Raw genomic sequence first — 23,085 nt, forward strand, 5'->3', positions numbered from 1 at the left:
CGCGCTGGCCGCTCGCCGATCCGTCCGCCGGTCCCGTCGGTGGTTTGCTTCCCGCCGGCCGCGGCGCCGACGGGAACATCGTCGAGCCTCGCGTCGTCCGTCCGGAGGTTCCGTTCGACATCTCGGCCGTTGCGGTTCGAGCGTTGCAGTCGGAGAGTGGAATCCGCACTGCTGCCACCGTGCAGCACATCCTCGATCAGGCGTCCGTCGTCAACGACAAGACGGAAATGATTCCGGCACTTCGTCTCGGCCACCGCGAACAGGGTGCGTCGGGTCATGCACTGAACGACCCCGAAGCCATCGAGGCCGAGAAGAAGAAGTCGACGCGGATGCTCGCGGCACTGACGGCGCTCGGTGTCTTCACCGTGATCGTCCTGATTCTCCTTGTGGTGTGGGTAGCGAGTTTCCTCTCGGGTGGCAGTAACGACACCCCGCTCAGCGAGCAGAGTTTCGGACTGACCACCGAAGCCACTGCGCCCGAGAACAATTCACCGGCGCCCGCACCGGCGGCAGCAACCGTTCCGGTAGCTTCCTCGGCCGTAACGGTGTTCTCACCCCAGGGAACGCCGGATCAGCCGGCAACAGCGAAGAACGCCATCGACGGCAATCCGGCCACCGCATGGTCGTCGGATTCGTACTTCCAGCCGTTCCCATCGCTGAAGAACGGTGTCGGCCTGATGGTGACGCTTGCCGATGCCGCCAACCTGAAGAACGTTGCGATCACGTCTGATTCGCCGGGAACCGTCGTTGAAATCCGTTCTGCCCCTTCTGCGAATACTTCGCTGGATCAGACCAAGGAAATCGGATCGGGTGTCCTGAAGAACGGCGTGACCGACATTCCAGTCACGTCGGACGGCTCGGGTCAGTATGTCCTGGTTTGGATTACCCAGCTCAGCACCGAATCCGGACAAAACCAGACATCCATCTCGGAGATTGCATTCACTGCGGCAAAGTGATCGCCCTTGGCCCTTCTGAAACCTACCGACTGGGCTAATATCCGCCCGTGCACAGTTATCGGGGGGGCACCGGGGGCGGAGCCGGAAAATTCGAATCCAGAAGTTTCGAGAACAATAATCTCGAGGCGACGGATTTCGAATTGTTGACTGCTCATGTCGAGGGCGATCGGCATGCGTTCCGTGAACTACTGACCAGGCATCAGGATCATCTATGGCACGTTGCCCGGCGTACGAGCTACTCGGACGAGGACGCGGCAGACGCACTCCAGGAGGGTCTGCTCTCCGCGCACCGCAAGGCAGCGAAGTTCCGCGGCGACGCGGCGGTGCGTAGTTGGCTCCACACCATCGTGGTCAATGCCTGCCTCGACCGGATCCGACGCAACAAATCACGGGCGGCGTTCTCTCTGTCTTCGGAGAACGCGGAGGAACCCCGCGATCACCGCGACTATGCGGCGACAGTGGACATGAGCCTGACCGTCGAACAGGCACTCGCATCGCTGCCGCCTGAGCAGCGTGCTGCCGTCGTCGCCGTCGATGTCGAGGGGTATCCGGTGGCCGAGGCCGCCGAGAGGTTGGGAGTACCCGTAGGGACCGTGAAGAGTCGCTGCGCCCGCGCGCGTAAGCGCCTCGCCACCCAGTTGGAAGACTTTCGCGAAGGCGGGAACCATTCGTGAACCGGACGCGTCCTATCTTGTAAGGGTCCACACCGACTGCCGAGGGAGGGTTCATGACAGATCCGTCTGTTCGCGTTCCGTCGCCTCCGTTTTCAGAAGACCTACTAGCGGATCTTCACGCCGGGGTTCTCGATCCCGAAACCAGTGCGGCTCTGTGGCCGGTGGTACACGCAGACCCTGACGCCCATGCATTTGTCACCGCCCTTGACGGCGTCACGGCATCACTCGCGACACTGAACTCGAGCAAGGCCACTCACGAACGGATTCCGAATTCGCTTGCCGAGCGAATCAATTCGGCACTGGATCTACAGTCAGAACAGCTGGAGCCGCCAGCTGAGGCAGCTGTCGTGCCGTTCCGGCGGCGCCCACAAGCGTGGGTTCTCGGTGCCGCAGCAGCCGTGTTGGCGGCCTTCGTGATCGTTGTTATCGGAACCCGAGATTCCGAACCCGCCGAAAGTGTTGTCGCTCAACCGAGCACACCGGCGACGTCTGCTGTCGACGATCCGGATTCGGCGTCTCTGCTCTCACTCGTCGGATCCAAAAACCTTGGACCACTGGATGATCCATCCAAACTTGCCGGATGCCTACGCGCCAGCGGCATCGACGAGGGCCGGCCTTTGCTCGGTTCCGGCGAGATTCGCATCGACGGGGCGCCGGCGATAGTCCTACTCTTCACGGGATCGCAGCCGCGTCAGATCACTGCACTGACTGTCGGCATCAACTGCAGCGACGGGAATCCGAATACGTTGTCGGTCAAGAACATCGGCTGACGTCGACGGTCAGCGCGGCGATGCCGCCGGGAGTAAGAGCTCGAGGATTCTTTCGCGTAGCGCATCTGTATCGTCCTCGACCGCTATCAGACTCGAAAACATCGCTGCCCCGGCCGCCAGAACCAGCACGGCCTTGGCATCGAGCAGTGCCGATTCAGGATCTTCGGCGTTCTGAAGGAACAGTTGCGTACTCGGTCCACTGAACCCGCGCCACAATTCGTTGCGCAGGTCGTCGTGGTCGCGCAGGGCCGCCAGCAATCCTGGCGACGCGGCGCGAACCTCGGGACGGGAGAAGAGCTGAGCACTTCCCTCCACCACCCAACGGATCCAGCCGTCGCGATCGGTGCCCTCGAACGGTGTCAGGTCCGGTGTCGCCCCCAGGATCGACCCGAGAACAAGATGTGCCTTCGACGGCCATCGCCGCGACATCGAGGCTCGGCTGACTCCTGCCCGTGCCGCGATCGCCCGGAGACTGAGTTGATCCCAACCGACCTCGAGGAGCATCGCTCGGGTGACCTCGAGGACTGTGTCGTCGATGCGTGGGTCTCGTGGGCGACCTGATCCTGTGGCATTCATCGTGTCGAATTGTCGGACAGATTGGGAGTAGGCGCTATATCGTCGTAGTTACGAGTCCACTGGCATCGTAAAGATCAGGCCGCCGCAGGAAGTTGAAAATGACCACAGCGCCCACACCGTCGATATTCGAACCCGCACGTCTCGGCCCTCTGACGTTGCGCAACCGCATCGTCAAAGCTGCAACGTTCGAGGGCGTCATGCCCCGGGGAGCGGTCTCGGACGATCTGATCAACTTCCACGCCGAGGTGGCCCGCGGCGGGGCCGCGATGACCACTGTCGCCTATTGCGCCGTCTCACCAGGTGGACGAGTCCACCGCGACACCCTTGTCATGGACGAGCGCGCGCTGCCGGGACTACGCAGACTGACCGACGCCGTCCACGCCGAAGGCGCACTTGCCGCGGCGCAGATCGGCCACGCGGGACTGGTCGCCAACACGCTCTCCAACAAGACGAAGACTCTGGCGCCGTCGACCCGGCTGAGTCCGCCCGCGATGGGCCTCGTCAAGGGCGCGACACTCGCCGAACTCGACGGTGTCGTCTCCGACTTCGAACGGACCGCTCGCGTCGCCGTGGACGCAGGATTCGACGCCATCGAGGTCCATCTCGGCCACAACTACCTCCTCAGTTCGTTCATGAGCCCCAATCTGAACAAGCGCCACGATCGATACGGTGGCAGCGTCGCCAAGCGCGCCGAGTATCCGCGTCGAGTCGTCGAAGCGGTGCGACGGGCCGCTGGATCCAGCGTGGCGGTCACCGCGAAATTCAACATGTCCGATGGGGTGCCGAAAGGTCTGTGGCTCGACCAGAGCCTGCCGATCGCCCAGATCCTCGAAGCCGACGGCCACCTCGACGCGATGCAATTGACCGGTGGCAGTTCACTTCTCAACGGAATGTACTTCTTCCGCGGCGAGGTCCCACTGGCTGAGTTTGTCGCCTCCCAACCCAAACTCGTCGGGTACGGGCTGAAGTTCTACGGTCCCAAACTCTTTCCGACGTACCCGTTCGAGGAGGGCTTCTTCCTGCCCTTCGCCCGTCAGTTCCGACAGGCGCTGAGGATGCCACTGATCCTGCTCGGCGGCATCAACCGCGTCGACACCATCGAGCACGCACTGGATGAAGGATTCGAATTCGTCGCCATGGCGCGTGCGCTCCTCAGGGACCCACAACTGGTCAACAAATTCCAAGCCGAGAGCGTCGACGAGGGGTTGTGTATCCACTGCAACAAGTGCATGCCCACCATCTACACCGGCACGCGCTGTGTGGTTCGGGACGCGCTTGTGGTTCGGGAGGCACCGCGCCCCGCCCCGTGAGTCCCGCGCTGTGAGCTGCCGGCTGTGAGCCACTTTCCAGCGGAGTGCGGGAACAACACCCCTTATCCTGGTGTTGATCGGTACGGCTCTCCAAGAAGCGGAGGGTCTGCACTCACTATTGGAAGGCTCGCATGACCACCCAGCTGGAAAACACGCCCGCGGTCCATGACGTCATCATTGTCGGTTCCGGACCGGCCGGATACACCGCTGGTGTCTACACCGCGCGCGCTGAGCTCCAGCCCCTGCTGTTCGAGGGAACCCAGTTCGGTGGCGCCCTCATGACCACCACCGAGGTCGAGAACTTCCCCGGATTCCGCGAAGGAATCATGGGCCCCGACCTGATGGAACAGATGCGTGAGCAGGCACTTCGCTTCGATACCGACATCCGCACCGAGGACGTCGAAGAGATCGATCTCAGCGGCCCGATCAAGACGGTCGTCGCGAACGGCGAAACGTACGCCGCGCACGCGATCATCCTCGCCATGGGCGCGGCAGCCCGTTACCTCGGCATTCCCGGTGAAGAACGCCTCCTCGGCCGCGGTGTCAGCGCCTGCGCCACCTGCGACGGCTTCTTCTTCCGTGACCAGGACATCGTCGTGGTCGGCGGCGGCGACTCCGCGATGGAAGAGGCAACCTTCCTGACCCGCTTCGCTCGCTCGGTCACCCTGGTGCACCGCCGCGAGGAATTCCGCGCCTCACGGATCATGCTCGAGCGCGCCAAGGCCAACGAGAAGATCCGCTTCCTGACCAACGCGGAGCCCGTCGAGGTGCTCGGTGAGAACAGCGTCACCGGGCTCGTCGTTCGTGACACCGTCACGGGTGAGACCTCCACACTCGAGATCACCGGCATGTTCGTCGCCATCGGCCATGACCCGCGCAGTGAGCTCGTCAAGGGCCAGGTCGATCTCGACGACGCCGGATACGTGCGCGTCGCTCCCGGTTCCACCGCGACCTCCGTCGACGGCGTCTTCGCTGCCGGTGACCTGGTCGATCACACGTACCGCCAGGCGATCACCGCTGCCGGCACCGGATGCTCCGCAGCAATCGACGCCGAACGCTGGCTGGCCGACCGCGGCGACATCACCGCCAACACGCTCGACGCAGCCGGCCACACGGTCGACGTCGTCGGCGCTCCCTGATTCATCAAGCTGTCGAACCCAACCCTCGAGGAGTAACAGTGTCGAATACCGTCACCATCACCGACGATTCCTTCAAGCAGGACGTCCTGGGCAGCGACAAGCCCGTTCTGGTCGATTTCTGGGCAACCTGGTGCGGCCCGTGCAAGATGGTCGCCCCGGTACTCGAGGAGATCGCCGGTGAGAACAGCGAGAAGCTGACCGTCGCAAAGCTCGACATCGACGCCAACCCGGCGGCCGCCCGCGATTTCCAGGTCATGTCGATCCCGACGATGATCCTGTTCAAGGACGGCAAGCCGATCAAGACGATCGTCGGCGCCAAGGGCAAGGCCGCACTGCTCAAGGACCTCGCAGACGTTCTCTGACGGCTGGATGAGCATCGTGGATTCTCGCAATCCACAGAATTTCTGAGATAATCGATCGATGTGCCTGATCGGGTCTACGACCAGGCACATCGATCGAATTCGTTAACCGATCCGAGAGGCTTTCACGCATGCACAGACTCCGACACGGCGATCACGGCCCGGCCGTCGCCGAGATTCGGGGCACATTGACGAAGCTGGGATACCTCCATCACGGAACTTCCGGTATTCGACGTGAAAGCGCCGACGGTGCCCACTGGGTTGCACCCGACGCCATCTTCGATCATCAACTCGACAGCGCCGTTCGCGCCTTCCAGCAGCAGCGTGGGCTCCTTGTCGACGGCATCGTGGGCCCGGCCACCTATCGGTCACTTCGCGAGGCCTCGTACCGCCTGGGCGCCCGTACGTTGATTTACCAGCTTTCTGCGCCGCTGTACGGCGACGACGTCGCAGCTCTGCAGGCCAAACTGCAGGACCTCGGCTTCTACGCAGGTCGGGTCGACGGTTTCTTCGGCCCGCAGACCCACGAATCACTCTCGTCTTTCCAGCGTGAAATCGGGATCGCCGCCGACGGTATCTGCGGACCGCAGACACTGCGTTCGCTGGAACTGCTGGGAACTCGCGTCACCGGCGGATCGCCGCACGCGATCAGCGAAGAGGAGCTGGTGAGGCGCAAGGGCCCACAGCTGGGCGGCAAGCGCATCGTCATCGATCCAGGCCTCGGTGGTCCGTCCACCGGCACCATCGTCAACGGCATCTCCGAAGCCGACATCCTGTGGGATCTGGCTATGCGCCTCGAGGGGCGGATGGCAGCAACCGGGATGGAAACCTTCCTCTCCCGCCCGCACAACGCCGATCCGAGCGAGGCCGAGCGCGCGCTGACGTCCAACGCATTCGACGCCGATCTGATGATCTCCCTGCGCTGCGACAGCAACTCGAGCCCGTCGGCGAACGGCGTCGCGAGCTTCCACTTCGGAAATTCGCACGGTTCGGTCTCGATGATCGGTCAGGTGTTGACCGGTTTTGTTCAGCGCGAGATCGTTGCGCGAACTCCGTTGCGGGACTGCAGAACTCACGGTCGAACGTGGGAGTTGTTGCGCCTGACCAACATGCCGACAGTACAGATCGACCTCGGCTACCTGTCCAACGCGTCCGACGTTGCGGTACTGACGAATCCGCGGATGCGTGACACCATCGCCGAAGCCATCTTGATCTCGGTCAAGCGGCTGTACCTGCTGGGTCAAGACGATCAGCCGACCGGCACCTTCACCTTCGCCGAGCTTCTCGCAGAAGAACTTTCGGTAGCCGACCGCATTTCGTAGATCCTGCGGTCGGCACCTGCTCACACTCTGGCGAGTTCGCTGATCTCCACCATTTCGAGAGCTGCGGCCTTCAGTAGACGGTCGAGGGCTTCTTCGACGTCGACTTTCCATTCGTGATCTCGATTGAGTTCGAGACGAAGCCGCGGATAGCGATGGTGCGGTGCCACGACCTCGAAACCGTAGTCCTCGAGGAACTCGGCACTGATCATGCATTCTGCGGGTGAACATTCCAGAGCGGCAGTTGCACTGGCCACGTCGGAAGCAGGTCCCAAGTCGTCGCTACGGATACCGAATGCCTCGAGCGCACGAACTCCTCGTCGGACCAGATCTGTCACGACAGCGGCCAGCAGGCTCGGCCCTAGTTCTTCCTCTATGCCCGAGGGCTCGAGGCGAAGGCTTGTGAGAAGCACTGCGTCCGAGCTGACCGGGCTGGTGGGAAACAGTTGCGCGCGCGGGATCATGCGGGGAGGGGCGTACAACGCACTGCCGAGCGGCTTTCCGTCGCGGACGGCGACCTGTCCGCACGAACCCCACTCGAGCATGACCATCGACAGCCAGGCTTCCTTCTCGAATTCCTGATCACAGAATCCTCGGGCGTCGTGAAGCGCGCCCGGGTCCATCTCCCAGAACACGCATCGGCGCGCATGGGCGGAAAGCTGATCGAGGCTGTCGAGTGTGAGAGAGGTGATGACGTGAGTCGACACTGACTAACTCACTCTCCGTAGGTCCCCGAAGCGGTTTTGATGCTCGCCCGCTGCTTTTCTCTTCTCCAGGATAGGCCAGCTACGACAAGTCGGCAGTGGCACGAGAGTTGATCGCCCTAATATATTGCTGTTCAACATCTTTCGTCCCGGTTCAAGATTTCGAGAAGCTCGGACCACCTAGATTTGTCACAGTGACGAAAATAGGTGGTGTGCCCGGTCATCATGATTACGTCACCAAACGGGCATCCGAGTTCTCTACTTGGATTTCTGTGCTTCCATCATTCCGACGATGCGTTGTAGGTCGTCGACCGAGCCGAATTCGACCACAATCTTTCCCTTCCGCTTGCCTAGACTGACAGTCACCCGAGTGTCGAACGAGTCCGACAACCGCTCGGCCACATCCTGCAGACCCGGCATCACGATGGGCTTGCGCTTCTGTGGGGGAGCGATCTCATTATCCGCCCGGTTGGCGAGAGTGACTGCTTCCTCCGTCGCGCGAACAGACATTCCTTCCGCGACGATGCGCGCCGCCATGACCTCCTGAGCGTCGGCACCCGCCTCGAGGGACAGCAATGCGCGAGCATGGCCCGCCGAAAGTACTCCAGCCGCAACGCGACGCTGAACCGCCACCGGCAGCTTCAGCAGACGAATCATGTTGGTCACGACGGGACGCGAACGTCCGATCCGATTAGCCAATTCTTCGTGGGTGACTTCGAACTCCTCGAGCAGCTGCTGATACGCCGCTGCCTCCTCGAGGGGGTTCAACTGCACTCGATGGATGTTCTCGAGGAGCGCGTCGCGCAGCATCGAGTCGTCATCTGTTTCACGAATGATCGCCGGAATCTTCTCCAGCCCGGCTTCCTGGCTCGCGCGCCAGCGACGCTCACCCATGACAAGTTGGTACTTGTCACCGTGACGACGGACCACGATCGGCTGCATCAAGCCGAACTCGCGGATCGAGTGAACCAACTCCGCGAGTGCTTCCTCGTCGAAAACGCTGCGAGGCTGCTTCGGGTTCGTCTCGATCAGGCTCGGTTCGATCTCGAGATAGACCGCGCCGGTCGGCTCGAGTTCGGTCTCCGGCTCAGCTTCCACCGGAGCCTTCGCAGCCGACGCCTTGGTGGCTTTCTGCGTTTTCGGGGCCGCCTTGGTCGGTGGGGGAGGGGAGGGGTTGCGCTTGTCGACGCCGATTACGACGTCCGCTGCAGCCGATCCCAGACCCGGCGCCGTGGCCGGCCCAGTGGGGATGAGAGCAGCCAAGCCGCGGCCCAATCCACCTTTGCGTGCTTGACTCATCTCACTGCTCCTGGGTCGTCGTGGTGGCAGAGCGGGCGGCAAGTTCACGGCCGGCGTCGAGGTAACTCATGGCGCCACGTGAACCCGGGTCGTAGTCGAGAACTGTCATCCCGTATCCGGGAGCCTCGGACACCTTCACGCTGCGCGGAATCACAGCGCGCAGAACGGCCTCACCGAAGTGCTTGCGTACTTCTTCGGCGACCTGGTCGGCCAGCTTGGTGCGCCCGTCGTACATCGTCAGAAGGACGGTGGAGACATGCAGATCCGGGTTGAGATGAGCCTGGACGAGTTCGATGTTGCGGAGCAACTGACCGACCCCCTCGAGGGCGTAGTACTCGCACTGGATCGGGATCAGAACTTCCTTGGCAGCGACCATCGCGTTGACGGTCAGCAGTCCCAGCGAGGGCGGGCAGTCGATGAGGACGAAGTCGACGTCAAGCTCTGCGAGCACCTTGTCGTTGAGCGCGCCTTTGAGTCGATTCTCGCGGGCAACCATGGAGACCAATTCGATCTCGGCGCCCGCCAGATCGATCGTTGCCGGGATGCAGAGAAGGCGCTCACTGTGCGGGCTGGTCTGGATCGCCTCCGGGGCCTTCACTTCGCCTATGAGCAGCTCGTAGCTCGACGGGGTGCCCGAGGTATGGACGACGCCCAGAGCGGTGCTGGCATTGCCCTGAGGGTCCAAATCGACCACAAGGACAGTGAGCCCTTGAAGAGCGAGCGCCGACGCAAGGTTCACCGTGGTCGTCGTCTTGCCGACGCCACCCTTCTGGTTCGCGATGGTGATCACGCGGCGGAACGCCGGCTTCGGCAGCGTAACCGAATGGGGATGAAGCACTTGGCTCGCTCGATGCGCGGCCGCCCCGATGGGGGTCTCCTCCGAGGAGATCGCCGCGTAGGGGGCGGTGAAATTGTCGTCGTCGTTGACGATCTGATCCGCACCCGCACTCGTGTGCTGCTTCGGTGTTTCACGTGAAACGGCGGATTCAGATCGACCCGACATTGACTGCTCCTTCGATTGGGAATCGATCACTAGGTGCTCTCATCATCTGTACATTGCTCTCGATTGCATGCGTGTAAATCATCAACGCTGGCGGCGCTTCGGGAGACGTTCGGCCTTCACCACAACAGTGGGGGTGCGGAGAATCTTGGCTCCGCATTCGAGTATTTCCAACTTACCTGCGCCCAACTTGGTGAGCGCCGTACGGTCTCGCTCGATCTCCTCGGAGGCGCTCGAACCCTTGAGTGCCAACATCCGGCCGTGCTCGTGAATGAGTGGGAGGGACCAACGTGCGAGCTTCTCGAGAGGCGCCACAGCTCGCGAGGTGACTACATCCGCGCCGCCCGCTTCCTTCACAACACCCGATTCCTCGGCTCGCCCTCGGACAACCAATACGTCCAATCCGTTGGACTCGATGAACTCCGCGAGGTACACCGAGCGTCGAAGCAACGGTTCGACCAGAGTTACCTTCAAGTCCGGGCGGGCGATTGCGAGAGGGATACCGGGTAGGCCGGCGCCGCTTCCAACGTCCACAACCGACTCGCCTTCGGCAATCAACTCACCGATGACGGCGCAATTGAGAAGGTGACGCTCCCACAGTCGAGGGACTTCACGGGGACCAATGAGCCCGCGCTCGACACCATCCGTCGCCAGGGATTGGTAATACCGTTCCGCGATCTCATATCTGTCACCGAACACTGCGCGCGCAGTCTCTTGTTCGTCCCAGTCAACCGACGCCGCACCATTCTGTTCCACGTGAAACATCCTCCCGCGTAAACCGCGAAATCAACAATCAAGACCGAAATCATTATCCGCTCTGGAGCCGACATGTGTTCGCTTCTGCACACCGACTCGCTGTAAGTCTGCCGACTCGTTCATTCTTTGGGAAGTATTCGGCCCAAAATTCAAGCGGGGGAGGGGAGGGGTTCACGTTCCACGTGAAACATTGCGCTGAAAATTCTTCCAATTCTGACGCGTTTCACGTGAAACATGGCCGGGCGATCGAATGCAGATAGGAGCGCAATCCTTAGTATCATCACAGTGACGAAACTGCCATGGGTAGTTACATGGATGGAATTCTGACCCAAAATGGCCAATTTTCAACGAAAAAGTGGTTGTAGAAAATTGCCGCCGTCGGACAGCCGAACGGACTCGGTCGGTCTGACGCAATCTGTTGTGCGACGCGGATGAGCTTCGAGTCCAAGTCCCGGACAGCATCGTTATCTCATCGCCGGTTGTTGCGAGCCATACATCCGTCGGCTTGACACTCCTGTTGCGGAACACCGGAGACTTGTCATCACAAAACGAGAATCAATCCAAGGAGCTTCGCACCTACCGATGCGCATCCGAGAGTTCACCCTCTCCTCTGGACTGATGGTGAACGCACTCCGCAGCATTGGGCTCGCCCTCGACTCCGTTCGCAGATGCATTGAGCAATCCGCACCACATAAATTTCTTCATCGAACTGCACCGTCGTTCCATGCCGGCTCGACACTGGGTGGGACTCGAACACGAGATCCGCCACTTGGCATCTCCGGAACGATCGTCGACTCCGGCGCACGACGAACCGTTCGCGACATTCGAAATATCCGAAGACGATCCGATCTCGGCGATCTAGGCGCCGAAGCCCCACAGATCGCGATGATCGAGCAAGCAAACGGTGACGGGCTGAAGTTGGTTCACGGCCGCATCCGTCAGGTTGGGGTTCGCGCTGACGATGGCACACCAGAAGCCATTGGGTCGTGATCGCCATCCAGTAGACATCCAATACCAATCTGGGATGGAGATCGAGGGCTCGGGGCAACAACCATCGATCCGGTTTCACGTGAAACGAAGGGCCGACTATTTCCGCTGGGGGAGGGGAGGGGCTCACATGTAGTACGCCGTGTTGTCGATCGATTATCCGAACGTGCACAGTGTGCCGCCGACAGCCAATGAGGCAATGAGGCAATGAGGCAATGAGGCAATGAGGCAATGAGGCAAGCTGAGCATGACTGCTCTCCCGGATCGCCATGCCAGTGCAAGTGGAATGAATACGACGGCGACAACTCCCAGCGGCAACAACCAGCAGAGCCAATACTCCACCCCGCCCGGGCGGGAAAGACTGGACTTCCATTCTCTGCTGCAGTTCGAAGACCACGGGCCAACAACTCAGGCCGCACACGAGCATCCCGCTCAAAGCACCCAACATCGCCGCCCGCCTGCGAGATATGTTCGGGATCGAAGTCTCGGTCGCTAGCCATTTTCGTATAACACCGTTGCAGCAGGATATGTGGGCCGAGTTGGAACCTGGCCACCTTTACCCCCTGGTACACGGCGGTCTCCGCGTCACCCCGTACACCGTCGGACAAGCTGGACAGAAAGGCCCGCGCCGGCACGACGGCAGCGAACCTCCGGTTGAGGCCCGGATCAGCCCGCCGGGGCCTCGAACACCATCCTGACCTCGGTCACTTGGTAGTTCGCCCGCTTGAACGCCGCGGCCATGGGTGTGTTGGGTACGTCCGTGGTCGCGGTGATGCGATTGGCGCCATCGGCTGCGTGAAAGCCGGTGATCTCGCAGAGGATGTCGTCCACGTAGCGGCACCCGCGTAGCTCGGGCACTACTCCGAGGTATCCGACGTTGCGGTGGTAGGGCGTCGCGGACGGGATCGCGAAGCCGACCAGCGTCCCGTCCATGGTCTCCGCCAGCCGCCACCACGATCGTTCGCCGGGGCACGACCGGTAGAACTCGAGATCGTCCCGGGCCTGGCTGACGATGTCCGTAGCCGCAATGCCTCGTTGCGTGGCGACGTCCAAGCTGCCGACAACGACCCGCTGGAACACCGCAAGGAACTCCTCATCGGAGGCGGGACGGAAAATCAGACGCTCGGTGGGGGCGGGCACACCGGCCGCAGGCGTCCACTCGAAACGCAGCCGCTCGATGATCTCGGTCAGTCCGGCCGCCTGGGCCGCCTCGCGACGCCAGGACACGGCTTCTGCGACGGCGGAATCCGCGTCCTGCCCGGCGGTCGGCACGACCAGCACATACTCAGGCTTCGCATGGAACTCGGTGTGCGCCCGCGACATGAGTTCGGCGGCAAGCGCAGCACGATCCGGCACGTCAGCCAGCACGTGCAGGAAATCAAGCGCGAGCGGACGCTCGCTGTCCTCACGCCCCCACCACAGGGCACGCGCGACGATCCTGGAGCCGTCAACGGCGAACCAACTCCATTCCGGACGAAGCCGTCCGGCCGCCACCTCTTCCCGGAGCGAGTCAGCGTCCACGAACCCGACCGGATCGTTCATCGCGAACCCCACGGGCTCTTCCAGCTCGGCCCGTGTCGCGGGTCGTATCAGCAAGATTGCTTCCCTTCACGACGCTTCATTGACGACAGGTTCCGAAATAGAGATAGGCCGTGTCGACAACGATAGGCACCTGACCTTCACCGTGCCGCGGGATTCGGTTTCACGTGAAACACCTCTCGGACACAAAAGCGGGCCCCGGAAAATCCGGGGCCCGCATTCGATCAAGGGGGAGTGTCAGTCCTTGAGGACAACCACTCGACGAGACGGCTCAGCGCCTTCGCTCTCGCTGGAAACACCGGCGACCTTGGCGACGGCGTCGTGCACGATCTTGCGTTCGAACGGCGTCATCGGAGCAAGCTCTTCGCGTTCGCCGGTCTCGAGAACACGCTGTGCAGCTTCCGCACCGAGAGCACTGAGTGCCTCGCGCCGGCCCGCACGCCACCCGGCGATGTCGAGCATCAAGCGGCTGCGCTCTCCGGTCGACTGCTGAACTGCCAGACGAGTCAGCTCCTGGAGAGCATCCAGAACCTCACCCTTGCGTCCCACGAGCTTGGTCAGGTCGTCGCCGCCGTCGATGCTGACGATCGCCCGATCGCCCTCGACGTCAAGGTCGATGTCTCCGTCGAAATCGAGAACGTCGAGCAACTGCTCGAGGTAGTCGCCGGCGATCTCGCCCTCTTCGATCAGGTCGTCATCGGAATCGTCGATGTCTACATCCACATCGGTAACCGGCGCAGTGGTCTCGGTGCTCACGTCTGCGTTCTCTCCATCCACAACGATGTCAGCTTCACTGGACATTGGTCGTTCTCTTTCCTGGATCAGCGCCGTTTATTGCGCTTGGGGGAGTTGCCGCGGTTGCTCTGTGGCCGGTTCTGTTTCGGTTTCGACGTGGAACCACCACTGGAACCCGAGGGCTTCGGCTGTGGCTTCTTGAGCGAAACTTCCGGGGCGTCACCGTCGTCGTCGGCTGAATCCGCGGTCTTCAGCGCAGCCGGAGATCCCTTCTTCTTGCTGGGATCGGGACGGGCACCGGGCTTGGGCGCATTGTCGTTGCGGCGAGTGATCGCTTCCTGCTTCTTGGCTTCTTCTTCCGCGTCGATCTTGCGGAAGACGAGGTGCTGCTGACCGTAGGTCCAGATGTTGTTCGACACCCAGTACAGGAGGATCGCGATCGGAAGGAACGGTCCACCGACCAGAACACCGAGTGGGAAGACGTACAGGGCGAGCTTGTTCATGATCGCGGACTGCGGGTTCGCGGCAGCTGCTTCGCTCTGACGGGCAACAGAAGCGCGTGAGTTGAAGTGCGTCGCGATGCTGGCGATGATCATCAGCGGAGCGGCCACGAGGATGATGTTCAGCCGTGACGGAAGCTCGGGAACGTTCTCGGTGACGTAGGCCTGAAGCTGCGCAACCGGCGTCGTGATCGCGGCCGAGATGGGCGCGCCGAACAGACGAGCATCCAGGAACGACTGGACGTCAGTGGCCGAGAAGACGTAGTTCGGGGTGTTGAGGTTGTCCTCGGCGCTCATGCCCAGCTGGCCCATGCCGGTGCCGGTGCGGTTGAACGAGCGCAGGACGTGGAACAGACCGATGAACACCGGAGCCTGAGCCAAGACCGGGAGACAGCCCATGATCGGGTTGAATCCGTGCTCCTTCTGGAGCTTCTGCATCTCGACGGCCTGGCGCTGACGGTCGCCCGAATACTTCTTCTGCAATGCCTTGATCTGTGGCTGCAGTTCCTGCATCTGACGCGTCGTGCGGACCTGCTTCACGAACGGCTTGTACAGAACCGCACGCAAGGTGAACACCAGGAACACCACGGAAAGCGCCCAGGCTATTCCGTTGTCCGGGCCGAGAATGAACCCGAAGACCTTGTGCCAGACCCACAGAATCGCGGATACCGGATAGTAGATGAAATTGAGCACGGCTCTAAGTACTCCTCTGTTCGTCCGTCGGACTGTGACACGCTGCGCGTGCTTCCGGACAGCTATGGCGGCTACCCGCATCACGGTCACGACGGGCAGGGACAGGGTCCCACCCTCCAGAATGCCAGGGGGCACACTTCGCCAACCGCACCACAGTCAAGAAAAGGCCTTTGATCGCCCCGTGAGTGCGCAGCGCTTCGACTGCGTATTCACTGCAGGTGGGGGTGAACCGGCAGGTCGGCATCCTCAAGGGCGACACATACGTCCGGTACAACTCGATACAGAAGATGAGAACAGTGGCGGGAGCGCGACGCACAGCCTTCAACACCGTGATGACACGGGAGGCTCTGGGAGTCTCGATCTGCTCAGAGAGCGGAGTACTCATGGCTCTTCACTTACCGACACCAATAGGTTCATTTTGGTCAGGCCCCCGCGCAACTGCTTGGCCAGTTCGGCTGAACTGGCGGTAGCTGCACCCGGAAGTGCGCGGATAACCACGTCCGTCTCCGGCGAAACCTGCCCGACGAAATCTGCACAGATATGACGAAGCCGGCGTGCGACTCGATGTCGAATCACCGCCGGCCCGACAGCCTTGCTCACGATCAGTCCGAAACGGGGACCGTGATTTGTTACTACCAGCGCCTCTACTTGCTCGCGATCGAACGCGTGCACGACAAGGTCGCGTCTTCCCATACGACGCCCGCGTCGCACCGCCACGGAGAAATCCGCGTGGCGACGCAACCGAGACGGCTCAGGCAACACCCCGAGCTCCTGAACTCGAAATCAGATCAGGCGGTGAGGGAATCGCGGCCCTTACGGCGACGCGCCGAAACGATTGCACGACCCGCACGGGTACGCATACGAAGACGGAAGCCGTGAACACGCGCGCGGCGGCGATTATTCGGCTGGAACGTCCGCTTGCCCTTGGCCACGGTCAACACTCCTCGAAGTTCATTGACGCCTCCCGGCGTCATTCAGTGATCGACGCCTTACGGCGCCTTTGGATCCAACAGGTACAGAACAATCAACTTCACTCGTTGTGGCTTGGAAGACCGATCCGACCTGACATATGTAGCCAGCACGAAGCGATCACCACCAGCGGGTGACCGTTCGAGGTTACTTACCACCGTTGCCAAGGTCAAACCAGCCCGATTCGAAGCCCTCCCGCGGCAACCACGGCGACACGCCGATACTTACATCATTCCGCAGATTCCATTCACAGTGTGCATACGGCCGTGACCTCGAGCGAGGCGGCAAGTGTGACCTTGGCAACAGTTCCGCTACGGACTGCAGGTGACCCGAAGGCAACCCGGACAGTTCCACCGGCGCATGCTCTCGACAAGGCCTCATCAGCACATACGGGCACGAGCGCCGGACGCGACCCCGAATCCCGAGTTTCCACATTCATCCACAGGGCTGTGAGTGTTGACGCATCCCCGACACCAAGTGGCGAACGCCTCGAGTTCCGACAAAGTTGCAGGTAGATCAATTTCTCGATCACTTTGACGAATTTGGTTGACGAAAAAACCGACTCAGTGCAGGTTTGTCCACATCTGTGGATAATTGTGTGGAAACACAGCCCAGGTGGCATATTCGTAGCCTGTTACGGGGTTCTCACCCCGGGTGGTAATCCACCGAATCATTCGACGCCGCAGCCATACGCTCGGCAGCTGCAGCACACCCACTGTCGGCGAAACACGGGAAGGAACCACGTGAACGACGATCCCAACGCGCTCGCACGGGTCTGGGTCGACGTGGTTGCAGAACTCACGAGTGATGACCCCGGAAGTAATCTTCCGGCTTTGAGCAGCAAGCAGAAGGCATTTGTCCGTCTGGTGAGGCCTCTCACACTTGCTCAGGGTTTTGCACTCCTCTCGGTTCCATCGCCATTTGCTCAAGAGACGATCGAGCGCGATCTGCGCGAGCCGATCCTGCAGGCACTCGGACGCCATCTCGGTGGCCAGGTCGAGGGACTCGGTGTCCGCATTGCACTCGAAGACGATGCCGACGCACCCGCCGAACCGGTCGAGGAGCGCACGGGCAGCCGTCAGTTCGAGTCGGTCAACTCATCGGGCGCATACCGTCGGCGCAGATTCACCGAAGGCGACGGCGAACCTTCGGACTCCGAGACTGCCGAGACCGAAGAAGTCGACGACGACCGCGAAGCACTCGCGAGCGTTCACGAATCGTGGCCGTCGTACTTCACGAAGCCGCCCGCTACTCCTTCTGCTTCGGGGTCCGGCGCCAACAGCCTCAATGCGAAGTACACCTTCGACACTTTTGTGATCGGATCGTCCAACCGATTCGCTCATGCCGCTGCCGTCGCGATCGCGGAGGCGCCGGCGCGTGCGTACAACCCCTTGTTCATCTGGGGAGCTTCGGGCCTGGGCAAGACGCACCTTCTTCATGCGGCCGGCCACTACGCACAGCGACTGTTCCCCGGCATGCGGGTCAAGTACGTCTCGACCGAAGAATTCACCAACGACTTCATCAACAGTCTTCGTGACGACCGCAAGGTCGCGTTCAAGCGTCGCTACCGGGAAACGGATGTCCTGCTGGTCGACGACATCCAGTTCATCGAAGGCAAGGAAGGTATTCAGGAGGAGTTCTTCCATACCTTCAACACCTTGCACAACGCGAACAAGCAGATCGTCGTTTCCTCGGACCGTCCGCCCAAACAGTTGGCAACCCTCGAGGAGCGTCTGCGGACGCGCTTCGAATGGGGCCTGATCACCGACGTTCAGCCGCCTGAGCTCGAGACGCGTATCGCGATTCTGAGCAAGAAGGCGAGGATGGATCGCCTCGAGGTCCCGCACGACGTCCTCGAGTTGATCGCCAGCCGTATCGAGCGCAACATTCGTGAACTCGAGGGCGCGTTGATCCGCGTCACCGCTTTTGCCTCGCTCAACCGCCAGCCGTTGGATCTGACGTTGGCCGAGGTGGTCCTGCGCGATCTGATGCCCGATTCGTCGAGCCTCGAGATCAACGCGGCGACGATCATGGCGGTGACGGCCGAATACTTCAACATGTCGATCGACGACCTGTGTGGGCCGGGTAAGGCCCGGCCACTCGCTCAGGCCCGCCAGATCTCGATGTATTTGTGCCGTGAGCTCACTGATTTGTCCTTGCCGAAGATCGGTCAGACGTTCGGCCGTGACCACACGACGGTCATGTACGCCGACAAGAAGATCCGTAAGGAAATGACGGAACGCCGCAAGGTGTACGACCAGGTTCAGGAGTTGACCGCAAGGATCAAGCAGCGCTCCAAGCGTTGACCTGTACTTATTTCGATCGATGCCGCTCGAGGCAGAGGTTCCCTCGAGCGGCATCGGTGTATTCGAAGGGTTCCACGTGCGGTCCCCTCGAGGGCGGTTGTCCACCTCGAGGGACGACACGCCGGAGTCAGACACGCCGATGAGAACAAACTCTTCGTTTCTTGTGAAAAGTATTCACATCTGTGGATAAGTGTGTTGATAACTCCGAAAGTCTGTGGAGTTCTCGAGGAGGAATCCGAAAACTTTCAGAGAGTGCACAGAGGGGGTCGATTGGTCCTCGAGTCTGTCCTCGAGAAGTGCACAGGCCCTCGAGGGGACCTACCAGCGTCGACAACCGTTGCTCCACAGATTGCACAGGACTTATTACTACTACTGAGAATTTCCTAGGAAAAGCTCTTTGAAAATAGTTCTGGGGACAACTCCTGTTGAGAACCTCGCCTCAGGCTGCGCTCGCCGCGGCTTCGGCTTTCCACTTGCGCCCTCGAGGGCATACGGTGGGCATCGCTTGGTCTGTGTCAGACTTCAAGTGAGCTGATGCAGATCCGCAGCAGACGAACATGCCTACCGAGAGGAATAACCCGGCGATGGAGCTTGGAAGCCTGAAGTTTCGCGTTTCCCGGGAAGAGTTCGCTGATTCAGTAGCGTGGGTTGCTCGTAGCCTGCCCTCGAGGCCGCCCGTGCCGGTTCTCGGCGGAGTTCTTCTCGACGCAACCGAAGCCGGCCTCACCGTTTCCGGGTTCGACTACGAGGTATCCGCGCAGGTCCGCGTCTCGGCAGATGTCACAACTGCAGGTCAGGCACTCGTCTCCGGTCGCCTTCTTGCCGATATCACCAAGTCGCTTCCCAACAAGCCGGTCGATGTGACCCTCGAGGGCACTCGCGTGCTCATCTCGTGCGGAAGCGCCAAGTTCTCCCTGCCCACGATGCCGGTCGAGGACTACCCCCAGCTTCCGACGCTTCCGCAGCAGTCCGGGTCCATTCCCGTCGACCTGTTCTCCGAAGCCATCAGCCAGGTAGCTGTTGCAGCCGGCAAGGACGACACCCTTCCGATGCTCACGGGTATCCGTGTCGAGATCGAACAGAATTCGATCGTCCTCGCCGCTACCGACCGCTTCCGTCTCGCCGTACGTGAACTCGAGTGGACTCCGGCCAATCCCGACGTCCAAGCTGCTGTTCTCATCCCGGCCAAGACTTTGTCCGAGTCCGCGAAAACGCTTGCCGGCAATGCAAATTCGCCGGTCGAGTTGGCTCTCGGTTCCGGTACGACCATCGGAAACGACGGACTCCTCGGCATCGTCAACGACGGACGCCGCACCACGACGCGCCTCCTCGACGCCGAGTTCCCGAAGTTCCGTCAGTTGCTGCCCGCTCAGCACACCGCGATGGCAACGGTCGAGGTCACGCCTCTCATCGAAGCCATCAAGCGTGTAGCACTCGTCGCCGAGCGTGGCGCACAGGTTCGCATGCAGTTCTCCGCTGACGGCCTGCTCCTCTCTGCGGGTGGCGACGACGCCGGCCGCGCGGAAGAGACGCTCAACGCGTCGTTCCAGGGCGAAGCACTCACCATTGCGTTCAACCCCGGTTACCTGATCGACGGGTTGAATTCGCTTCACAGCGAAAACGTTCTGTTCGGCTTCACCACTCCCAGCCGTCCGGCTGTTCTTCGCCCCGCGGCCGAGGAAGAGCCCACGGCAGACGAGTCCGGTAACTTCGCTGCGCCCTCGAGCGAGTACACGTACCTGCTGATGCCGGTTCGCCTTCCGGGCTGAGTGGAACCCCGCACTTCAGTTCGCGCCTGACCAGGGAGAACAGTATGAAGATCGGACTCGTAGGTCTCGGCAAGATGGGCTTCAACATGCGTGAGCGCTTGCGCGCGCATGGCCTCGAGGTGATCGGATACGACCCTCGACCGGAAGTCACCGACGTCGAGTCTCTTGCCGAACTCGCTGCTTCCCTCGAGGGACCTAGAGTCGTCTGGGTGATGGTTCCGGCCGGTGACATCACCCAGAGCACCATTGCCGAACTGGCGGATGCCCTCGAGGGCGGCGATCTGGTCATCGACGGTGGAAACTCTCGCTTCACCGACGACGCTGTCCATGCCGAGTTGTTGGGTGCCCGTGGGATCGGTTTCCTCGACTGCGGTGTCTCCGGTGGCATCTGGGGCCGTGAGAACGGCTACGGCCTGATGGTGGGCGGATCCGAGACCGACGTGGCGAAGGCAATGCCGATCTTCGACGCTCTGCGCCCCGACGGCGACGCTGCAGACGGCTTTGTCCACGCCGGCCCCGTCGGTGCTGGTCATTACGCGAAGATGGTGCACAACGGCATCGAATACGGCCTGATGCAGGCGTATGCCGAGGGGTACGAGCTCCTCGAGGCGGAAAGCCTGATCGCGGACGTTCCCGGTGTTCTCCGAGCTTGGTCGAAGGGAACCGTCGTACGTTCGTGGTTGCTCGATCTGCTTGTCGACGCCCTCGAGGAGGATCCGGAGCTTGCGCAGATCACGGGCTATACCGAGGATTCCGGTGAGGGCCGCTGGACGGTAGAGGAAGCCATCAAGCACGCTGTCCCCGCTCCCGTCATCTCCGCTGCTCTGTTCGCGAGATTTGCTTCACGACAGGATGATTCACCGGCCATGAAGGCGGTGTCGGCCTTGCGCAATCAGTTCGGTGGTCACGCCGTCAAGAGCGCCTCGCCCAAGAATTCGGCTTCTGGAAGCTAAGTGTTCGTTCGTAGATTTTCGCTGCGTGACTTCCGATCCTGGGATTCGCTGACGCTTGACCTCACGCCGGGAACAACCGTGTTCCTCGGTTCCAACGGGCACGGTAAGACGAACGTCCTCGAGTCACTCGGGTATCTGTCGACGCTGTCGTCTCATCGAGTGTCCACGGATGCACCGATGATCCGCAGCGGTTCGACCAGTGCTTTTGCCGGTGCAACGGTGGTCAACAACGGGCGCGAACTGACCATCGACGTCGAACTGATCGAGGGAAAGTCCAACCGCGCCAGGATAAATCAGTCTCCGACGCGACGCCCACGCGAAGTGCTGGGGATTTTGCAGTCGGTGATGTTCGCGCCGGAAGATCTGTCGTTGGTACGTGGTGATCCTGGTGATCGTCGACGCTATCTCGACGAGTTGTTGACGTCGCGGATTCCCCGAATGGCTGCTGTCCGTGCGGATTACGACAAAGTGCTGCGTCAGCGCTCAGCCCTACTCAAAACTGCTGGTGCGGCTTTGCGTCGCGGTTCTCGTGGTGGTGAGTCCGACAACGTCCTCTCCACCCTCGAGGTGTGGGACGGGCATCTGGCCGCTCACGGCGCACAATTGTTGGCCGGGCGCCTCGAGTTGGTCCATGATCTGGCGCCGCATCTGGCGGAGTCGTATCGTTCCATCGCACCCGAATCCCGGCCGGCGTCGATTCGATACAAGAGCAGTCTGGGGTCCTCGTTGGATCCCGAATTCACCGATCCTGCAAGGATTTCCGGTATCGACGACGTTGCGTACCTCGAGGAGAGATTCCACCTTGAGTTGGCGCAGATGAGGTCGAAGGAAATCGATCGCGGAGTGTGTCTGGTCGGTCCGCATCGGGACGATCTGGAGCTGATTCTCGGTGACAGCCCGGCGAAAGGTTTTGCAAGCCATGGTGAATCGTGGTCTTTCGCGCTTTCGCTGCGGCTGGCAGGTTTTGCCCTGTTGCGCGCCGACGGCAGCGACCCGGTCCTGATGCTCGACGATGTCTTCGCGGAATTGGACCGTCGTCGGCGTCGTGCGCTCGCCACCGTTGCAGCCACCGCCGAACAGGTGCTGATCACGGCCGCCGTTCCCGAGGACGTACCGGACGAACTCGAGGCGGCCAAGTTCGGCGTCGAAGCCTCCGATACCGGAGACGGTCGGATATCCCGGATAGTGCCCGTAGGCTCGACAGATCAGGAGGTCGAGTTCGATGACTGAAGACAGCAGCGCGGCTCCGGAGCCCGAGCTCAAAGGGATCGATCTGGCGCGCCGTGCCCTCGAGGAGGCACGCGCGACGGCAAAGGCCAACGGCAAGGCCGTCGGGCAGGGGCGATCGTCGCCCAAATACGGAAGTGGCCGACCGCGTCGACGCAGCGGTTGGTCCGGCCCCGGCCCGGATGCGCGGGACCCTCAGCCGTTCGGCGCTCTCACCAGCGCTATCTCCAAATCGCGTGGGTGGTCCCCCAAGGTGTCCGAGGGCACGGTCCTCGGTCGGTGGCCGCAGGTCGTCGGAGAAGACATCTCCGCGCACGCCGAGCCGATCTCTCTGAAAGAAGGTGTTCTCAGCATCTCCGCCGAGTCGACGGCGTGGGCTACCCAGTTGCGCATGATGCAGTCCCAGATTCTGGCCAAGATCGCTGCTGCCGTCGGTGACGGCGTCGTGAAGACACTGCGGATCACCGGTCCGAGTGCGCCTAGCTGGCGCAAGGGAGAAAGGCATGTGAAAGGCCGCGGACCTCGCGATACGTACGGCTGAGGAA

At 61.5% G+C, this 23,085-nt stretch carries 23 protein-coding genes and 1 pseudogene; 13 read left to right on the forward strand and 11 right to left on the reverse strand.

Annotated features, from left to right (window positions below; genetic code table 11):
• The 3 genes and pseudogenes from YH3_RS36505 to YH3_RS01750 all read left to right on the forward strand — a co-directional run.
• A pseudogene (locus YH3_RS36505) lies at positions 1 to 956 on the forward strand (peptidoglycan biosynthesis protein MviN); the annotation flags it as partial.
• 47 nt (positions 957 to 1,003) lie between these two features.
• Positions 1,004 to 1,630: an RNA polymerase sigma factor SigM gene (sigM, locus tag YH3_RS01745; protein ID WP_064442890.1), complete on the forward strand. Its 627-nt coding sequence runs from the start codon at positions 1,004 to 1,006 to the stop codon at positions 1,628 to 1,630.
• A gap of 53 nt (positions 1,631 to 1,683) precedes the next feature.
• A complete protein-coding gene (locus YH3_RS01750; protein WP_064442891.1) occupies positions 1,684 to 2,400 on the forward strand; it encodes a hypothetical protein in 717 nt (238 codons plus the stop codon).
• A 9-nt stretch (positions 2,401 to 2,409) separates the two neighbouring features.
• Here YH3_RS01750 and YH3_RS01755 read toward each other — a convergent pair whose 3' ends face one another.
• Positions 2,410 to 2,976, reverse strand: a complete 567-nt coding sequence (locus tag YH3_RS01755; protein WP_003942539.1) for a helix-turn-helix domain-containing protein — start codon at positions 2,974 to 2,976, stop codon at positions 2,410 to 2,412.
• A 98-nt stretch (positions 2,977 to 3,074) separates the two neighbouring features.
• On the opposite strand from YH3_RS01755, the gene nox reads away from it, so the two are divergent.
• The 4 genes from nox (at position 3,075) to YH3_RS01775 (ending at position 7,106) form a co-directional block, all read left to right on the forward strand.
• The gene (nox, locus tag YH3_RS01760; RefSeq protein WP_007729131.1) at positions 3,075 to 4,286 is read left to right on the forward strand and encodes a 4,4'-dithiodibutanoate disulfide reductase; all 1,212 of its coding nucleotides are present in this window, start codon (positions 3,075 to 3,077) and stop codon (positions 4,284 to 4,286) included.
• A gap of 131 nt (positions 4,287 to 4,417) precedes the next feature.
• On the forward strand, positions 4,418 to 5,425 hold the full coding sequence (trxB, locus tag YH3_RS01765) for a thioredoxin-disulfide reductase (RefSeq protein ID WP_003942521.1): 1,008 nt from the start codon (positions 4,418 to 4,420) through the stop codon (positions 5,423 to 5,425).
• A 38-nt stretch (positions 5,426 to 5,463) separates the two neighbouring features.
• Entirely contained in the window at positions 5,464 to 5,787 is a 324-nt protein-coding gene (gene trxA, locus YH3_RS01770; protein WP_003942530.1) for a thioredoxin, read from the forward strand.
• Positions 5,788 to 5,915: 128 nt separating this feature from the next.
• On the forward strand, positions 5,916 to 7,106 hold the full coding sequence (locus YH3_RS01775) for an N-acetylmuramoyl-L-alanine amidase (RefSeq protein ID WP_003942558.1): 1,191 nt from the start codon (positions 5,916 to 5,918) through the stop codon (positions 7,104 to 7,106).
• 20 nt (positions 7,107 to 7,126) lie between these two features.
• Here the strand turns inward: YH3_RS01775 and YH3_RS01780 are convergent, their stop codons facing one another.
• The 4 genes from YH3_RS01780 to rsmG form a co-directional block, all read right to left on the reverse strand.
• The gene (locus YH3_RS01780; RefSeq protein WP_007729135.1) at positions 7,127 to 7,810 is read right to left on the reverse strand and encodes a hypothetical protein; all 684 of its coding nucleotides are present in this window, start codon (positions 7,808 to 7,810) and stop codon (positions 7,127 to 7,129) included.
• A gap of 255 nt (positions 7,811 to 8,065) precedes the next feature.
• A complete protein-coding gene (locus YH3_RS01785; RefSeq protein ID WP_007729136.1) occupies positions 8,066 to 9,106 on the reverse strand; it encodes a ParB/RepB/Spo0J family partition protein in 1,041 nt (346 codons plus the stop codon).
• A gap of 1 nt (position 9,107) precedes the next feature.
• Positions 9,108 to 10,109, reverse strand: a complete 1,002-nt coding sequence (locus tag YH3_RS01790) for a ParA family protein (protein WP_003942510.1) — start codon at positions 10,107 to 10,109, stop codon at positions 9,108 to 9,110.
• A gap of 81 nt (positions 10,110 to 10,190) precedes the next feature.
• Positions 10,191 to 10,871, reverse strand: coding sequence for a 16S rRNA (guanine(527)-N(7))-methyltransferase RsmG (rsmG, locus tag YH3_RS01795; protein ID WP_039973059.1), 681 nt, complete (start codon positions 10,869 to 10,871; stop codon positions 10,191 to 10,193).
• A gap of 715 nt (positions 10,872 to 11,586) precedes the next feature.
• Between rsmG and YH3_RS35915 the strand changes: the two genes are divergently transcribed.
• On the forward strand, positions 11,587 to 11,724 hold the full coding sequence (locus YH3_RS35915) for a hypothetical protein (protein WP_157838935.1): 138 nt from the start codon (positions 11,587 to 11,589) through the stop codon (positions 11,722 to 11,724).
• A gap of 791 nt (positions 11,725 to 12,515) precedes the next feature.
• Here YH3_RS35915 and YH3_RS01800 read toward each other — a convergent pair.
• The 6 genes from YH3_RS01800 to rpmH form a co-directional block, all read right to left on the reverse strand.
• Positions 12,516 to 13,391 carry a GNAT family N-acetyltransferase gene (locus tag YH3_RS01800; RefSeq protein WP_064443451.1) on the reverse strand — a complete coding sequence of 292 codons (876 nt, stop codon included), beginning with the start codon at positions 13,389 to 13,391 and terminating at the stop codon, positions 12,516 to 12,518.
• Positions 13,392 to 13,625: 234 nt separating this feature from the next.
• Positions 13,626 to 14,189, reverse strand: a complete 564-nt coding sequence (locus YH3_RS01805; RefSeq protein WP_003942504.1) for a protein jag — start codon at positions 14,187 to 14,189, stop codon at positions 13,626 to 13,628.
• Positions 14,190 to 14,209: 20 nt separating this feature from the next.
• Positions 14,210 to 15,316, reverse strand: coding sequence for a membrane protein insertase YidC (gene yidC / locus YH3_RS01810; protein WP_003942570.1), 1,107 nt, complete (start codon positions 15,314 to 15,316; stop codon positions 14,210 to 14,212).
• A gap of 4 nt (positions 15,317 to 15,320) precedes the next feature.
• Positions 15,321 to 15,701 carry a membrane protein insertion efficiency factor YidD gene (gene yidD, locus YH3_RS34805; RefSeq protein WP_007729147.1) on the reverse strand — a complete coding sequence of 127 codons (381 nt, stop codon included), beginning with the start codon at positions 15,699 to 15,701 and terminating at the stop codon, positions 15,321 to 15,323.
• On the reverse strand, positions 15,698 to 16,078 hold the full coding sequence (rnpA, locus tag YH3_RS01815; RefSeq protein ID WP_019746209.1) for a ribonuclease P protein component: 381 nt from the start codon (positions 16,076 to 16,078) through the stop codon (positions 15,698 to 15,700). Before rnpA ends, yidD begins: the two co-directional genes overlap by 4 nt.
• 26 nt (positions 16,079 to 16,104) lie before the next feature.
• The gene (gene rpmH, locus YH3_RS34810; RefSeq protein WP_003942540.1) at positions 16,105 to 16,248 is read right to left on the reverse strand and encodes a 50S ribosomal protein L34; all 144 of its coding nucleotides are present in this window, start codon (positions 16,246 to 16,248) and stop codon (positions 16,105 to 16,107) included.
• 780 nt (positions 16,249 to 17,028) lie between these two features.
• On the opposite strand from rpmH, the gene dnaA reads away from it, so the two are divergent.
• The 5 genes from dnaA to YH3_RS01840 all read left to right on the forward strand — a co-directional run bounded on the left by dnaA (position 17,029) and on the right by YH3_RS01840 (position 23,081).
• A complete protein-coding gene (gene dnaA / locus YH3_RS01820; protein ID WP_003942491.1) occupies positions 17,029 to 18,591 on the forward strand; it encodes a chromosomal replication initiator protein DnaA in 1,563 nt (520 codons plus the stop codon).
• Between the two features lie 584 nt (positions 18,592 to 19,175).
• Entirely contained in the window at positions 19,176 to 20,360 is a 1,185-nt protein-coding gene (gene dnaN, locus YH3_RS01825; RefSeq protein WP_007729165.1) for a DNA polymerase III subunit beta, read from the forward strand.
• 44 nt (positions 20,361 to 20,404) lie between these two features.
• Positions 20,405 to 21,313, forward strand: coding sequence for a phosphogluconate dehydrogenase (NAD(+)-dependent, decarboxylating) (gene gnd / locus YH3_RS01830; RefSeq protein ID WP_042453377.1), 909 nt, complete (start codon positions 20,405 to 20,407; stop codon positions 21,311 to 21,313).
• On the forward strand, positions 21,314 to 22,543 hold the full coding sequence (gene recF / locus YH3_RS01835; protein WP_058036936.1) for a DNA replication/repair protein RecF: 1,230 nt from the start codon (positions 21,314 to 21,316) through the stop codon (positions 22,541 to 22,543). It abuts the gene before it with no gap.
• Positions 22,536 to 23,081 carry a DUF721 family protein gene (locus tag YH3_RS01840; protein ID WP_003942471.1) on the forward strand — a complete coding sequence of 182 codons (546 nt, stop codon included), beginning with the start codon at positions 22,536 to 22,538 and terminating at the stop codon, positions 23,079 to 23,081. Before recF ends, YH3_RS01840 begins: the two co-directional genes overlap by 8 nt.
• The last annotated feature ends 4 nt before the right edge of the window (positions 23,082 to 23,085 follow it).

Origin of the sequence: Rhodococcus sp. YH3-3, assembly GCF_001653035.1 — a bacterium.
Classification (GTDB): domain Bacteria; phylum Actinomycetota; class Actinomycetes; order Mycobacteriales; family Mycobacteriaceae; genus Rhodococcus_F; species Rhodococcus_F qingshengii.

Coding starts and splice junctions, on each gene's coding strand:
- YH3_RS01800 (WP_064443451.1), bottom strand. CDS start 13,391: ATGAACGATCCGGTCGGGTTCGTGGACGCTGACTCGCTCCGGGAAGAG.
- YH3_RS01790 (WP_003942510.1), bottom strand. CDS start 10,109: ATGTCGGGTCGATCTGAATCCGCCGTTTCACGTGAAACACCGAAGCAG.
- nox (WP_007729131.1), top strand. CDS start 3,075: ATGACCACAGCGCCCACACCGTCGATATTCGAACCCGCACGTCTCGGC.
- YH3_RS01805 (WP_003942504.1), bottom strand. CDS start 14,189: ATGTCCAGTGAAGCTGACATCGTTGTGGATGGAGAGAACGCAGACGTG.
- trxB (WP_003942521.1), top strand. CDS start 4,418: ATGACCACCCAGCTGGAAAACACGCCCGCGGTCCATGACGTCATCATT.
- YH3_RS01755 (WP_003942539.1), bottom strand. CDS start 2,976: ATGAATGCCACAGGATCAGGTCGCCCACGAGACCCACGCATCGACGAC.
- gnd (WP_042453377.1), top strand. CDS start 20,405: ATGAAGATCGGACTCGTAGGTCTCGGCAAGATGGGCTTCAACATGCGT.
- YH3_RS01785 (WP_007729136.1), bottom strand. CDS start 9,106: ATGAGTCAAGCACGCAAAGGTGGATTGGGCCGCGGCTTGGCTGCTCTC.
- YH3_RS01775 (WP_003942558.1), top strand. CDS start 5,916: ATGCACAGACTCCGACACGGCGATCACGGCCCGGCCGTCGCCGAGATT.
- rsmG (WP_039973059.1), bottom strand. CDS start 10,871: ATGTTTCACGTGGAACAGAATGGTGCGGCGTCGGTTGACTGGGACGAA.
- yidD (WP_007729147.1), bottom strand. CDS start 15,701: ATGAGTACTCCGCTCTCTGAGCAGATCGAGACTCCCAGAGCCTCCCGT.
- YH3_RS01840 (WP_003942471.1), top strand. CDS start 22,536: ATGACTGAAGACAGCAGCGCGGCTCCGGAGCCCGAGCTCAAAGGGATC.
- YH3_RS35915 (WP_157838935.1), top strand. CDS start 11,587: ATGCCGGCTCGACACTGGGTGGGACTCGAACACGAGATCCGCCACTTG.
- dnaN (WP_007729165.1), top strand. CDS start 19,176: ATGGAGCTTGGAAGCCTGAAGTTTCGCGTTTCCCGGGAAGAGTTCGCT.
- YH3_RS01750 (WP_064442891.1), top strand. CDS start 1,684: ATGACAGATCCGTCTGTTCGCGTTCCGTCGCCTCCGTTTTCAGAAGAC.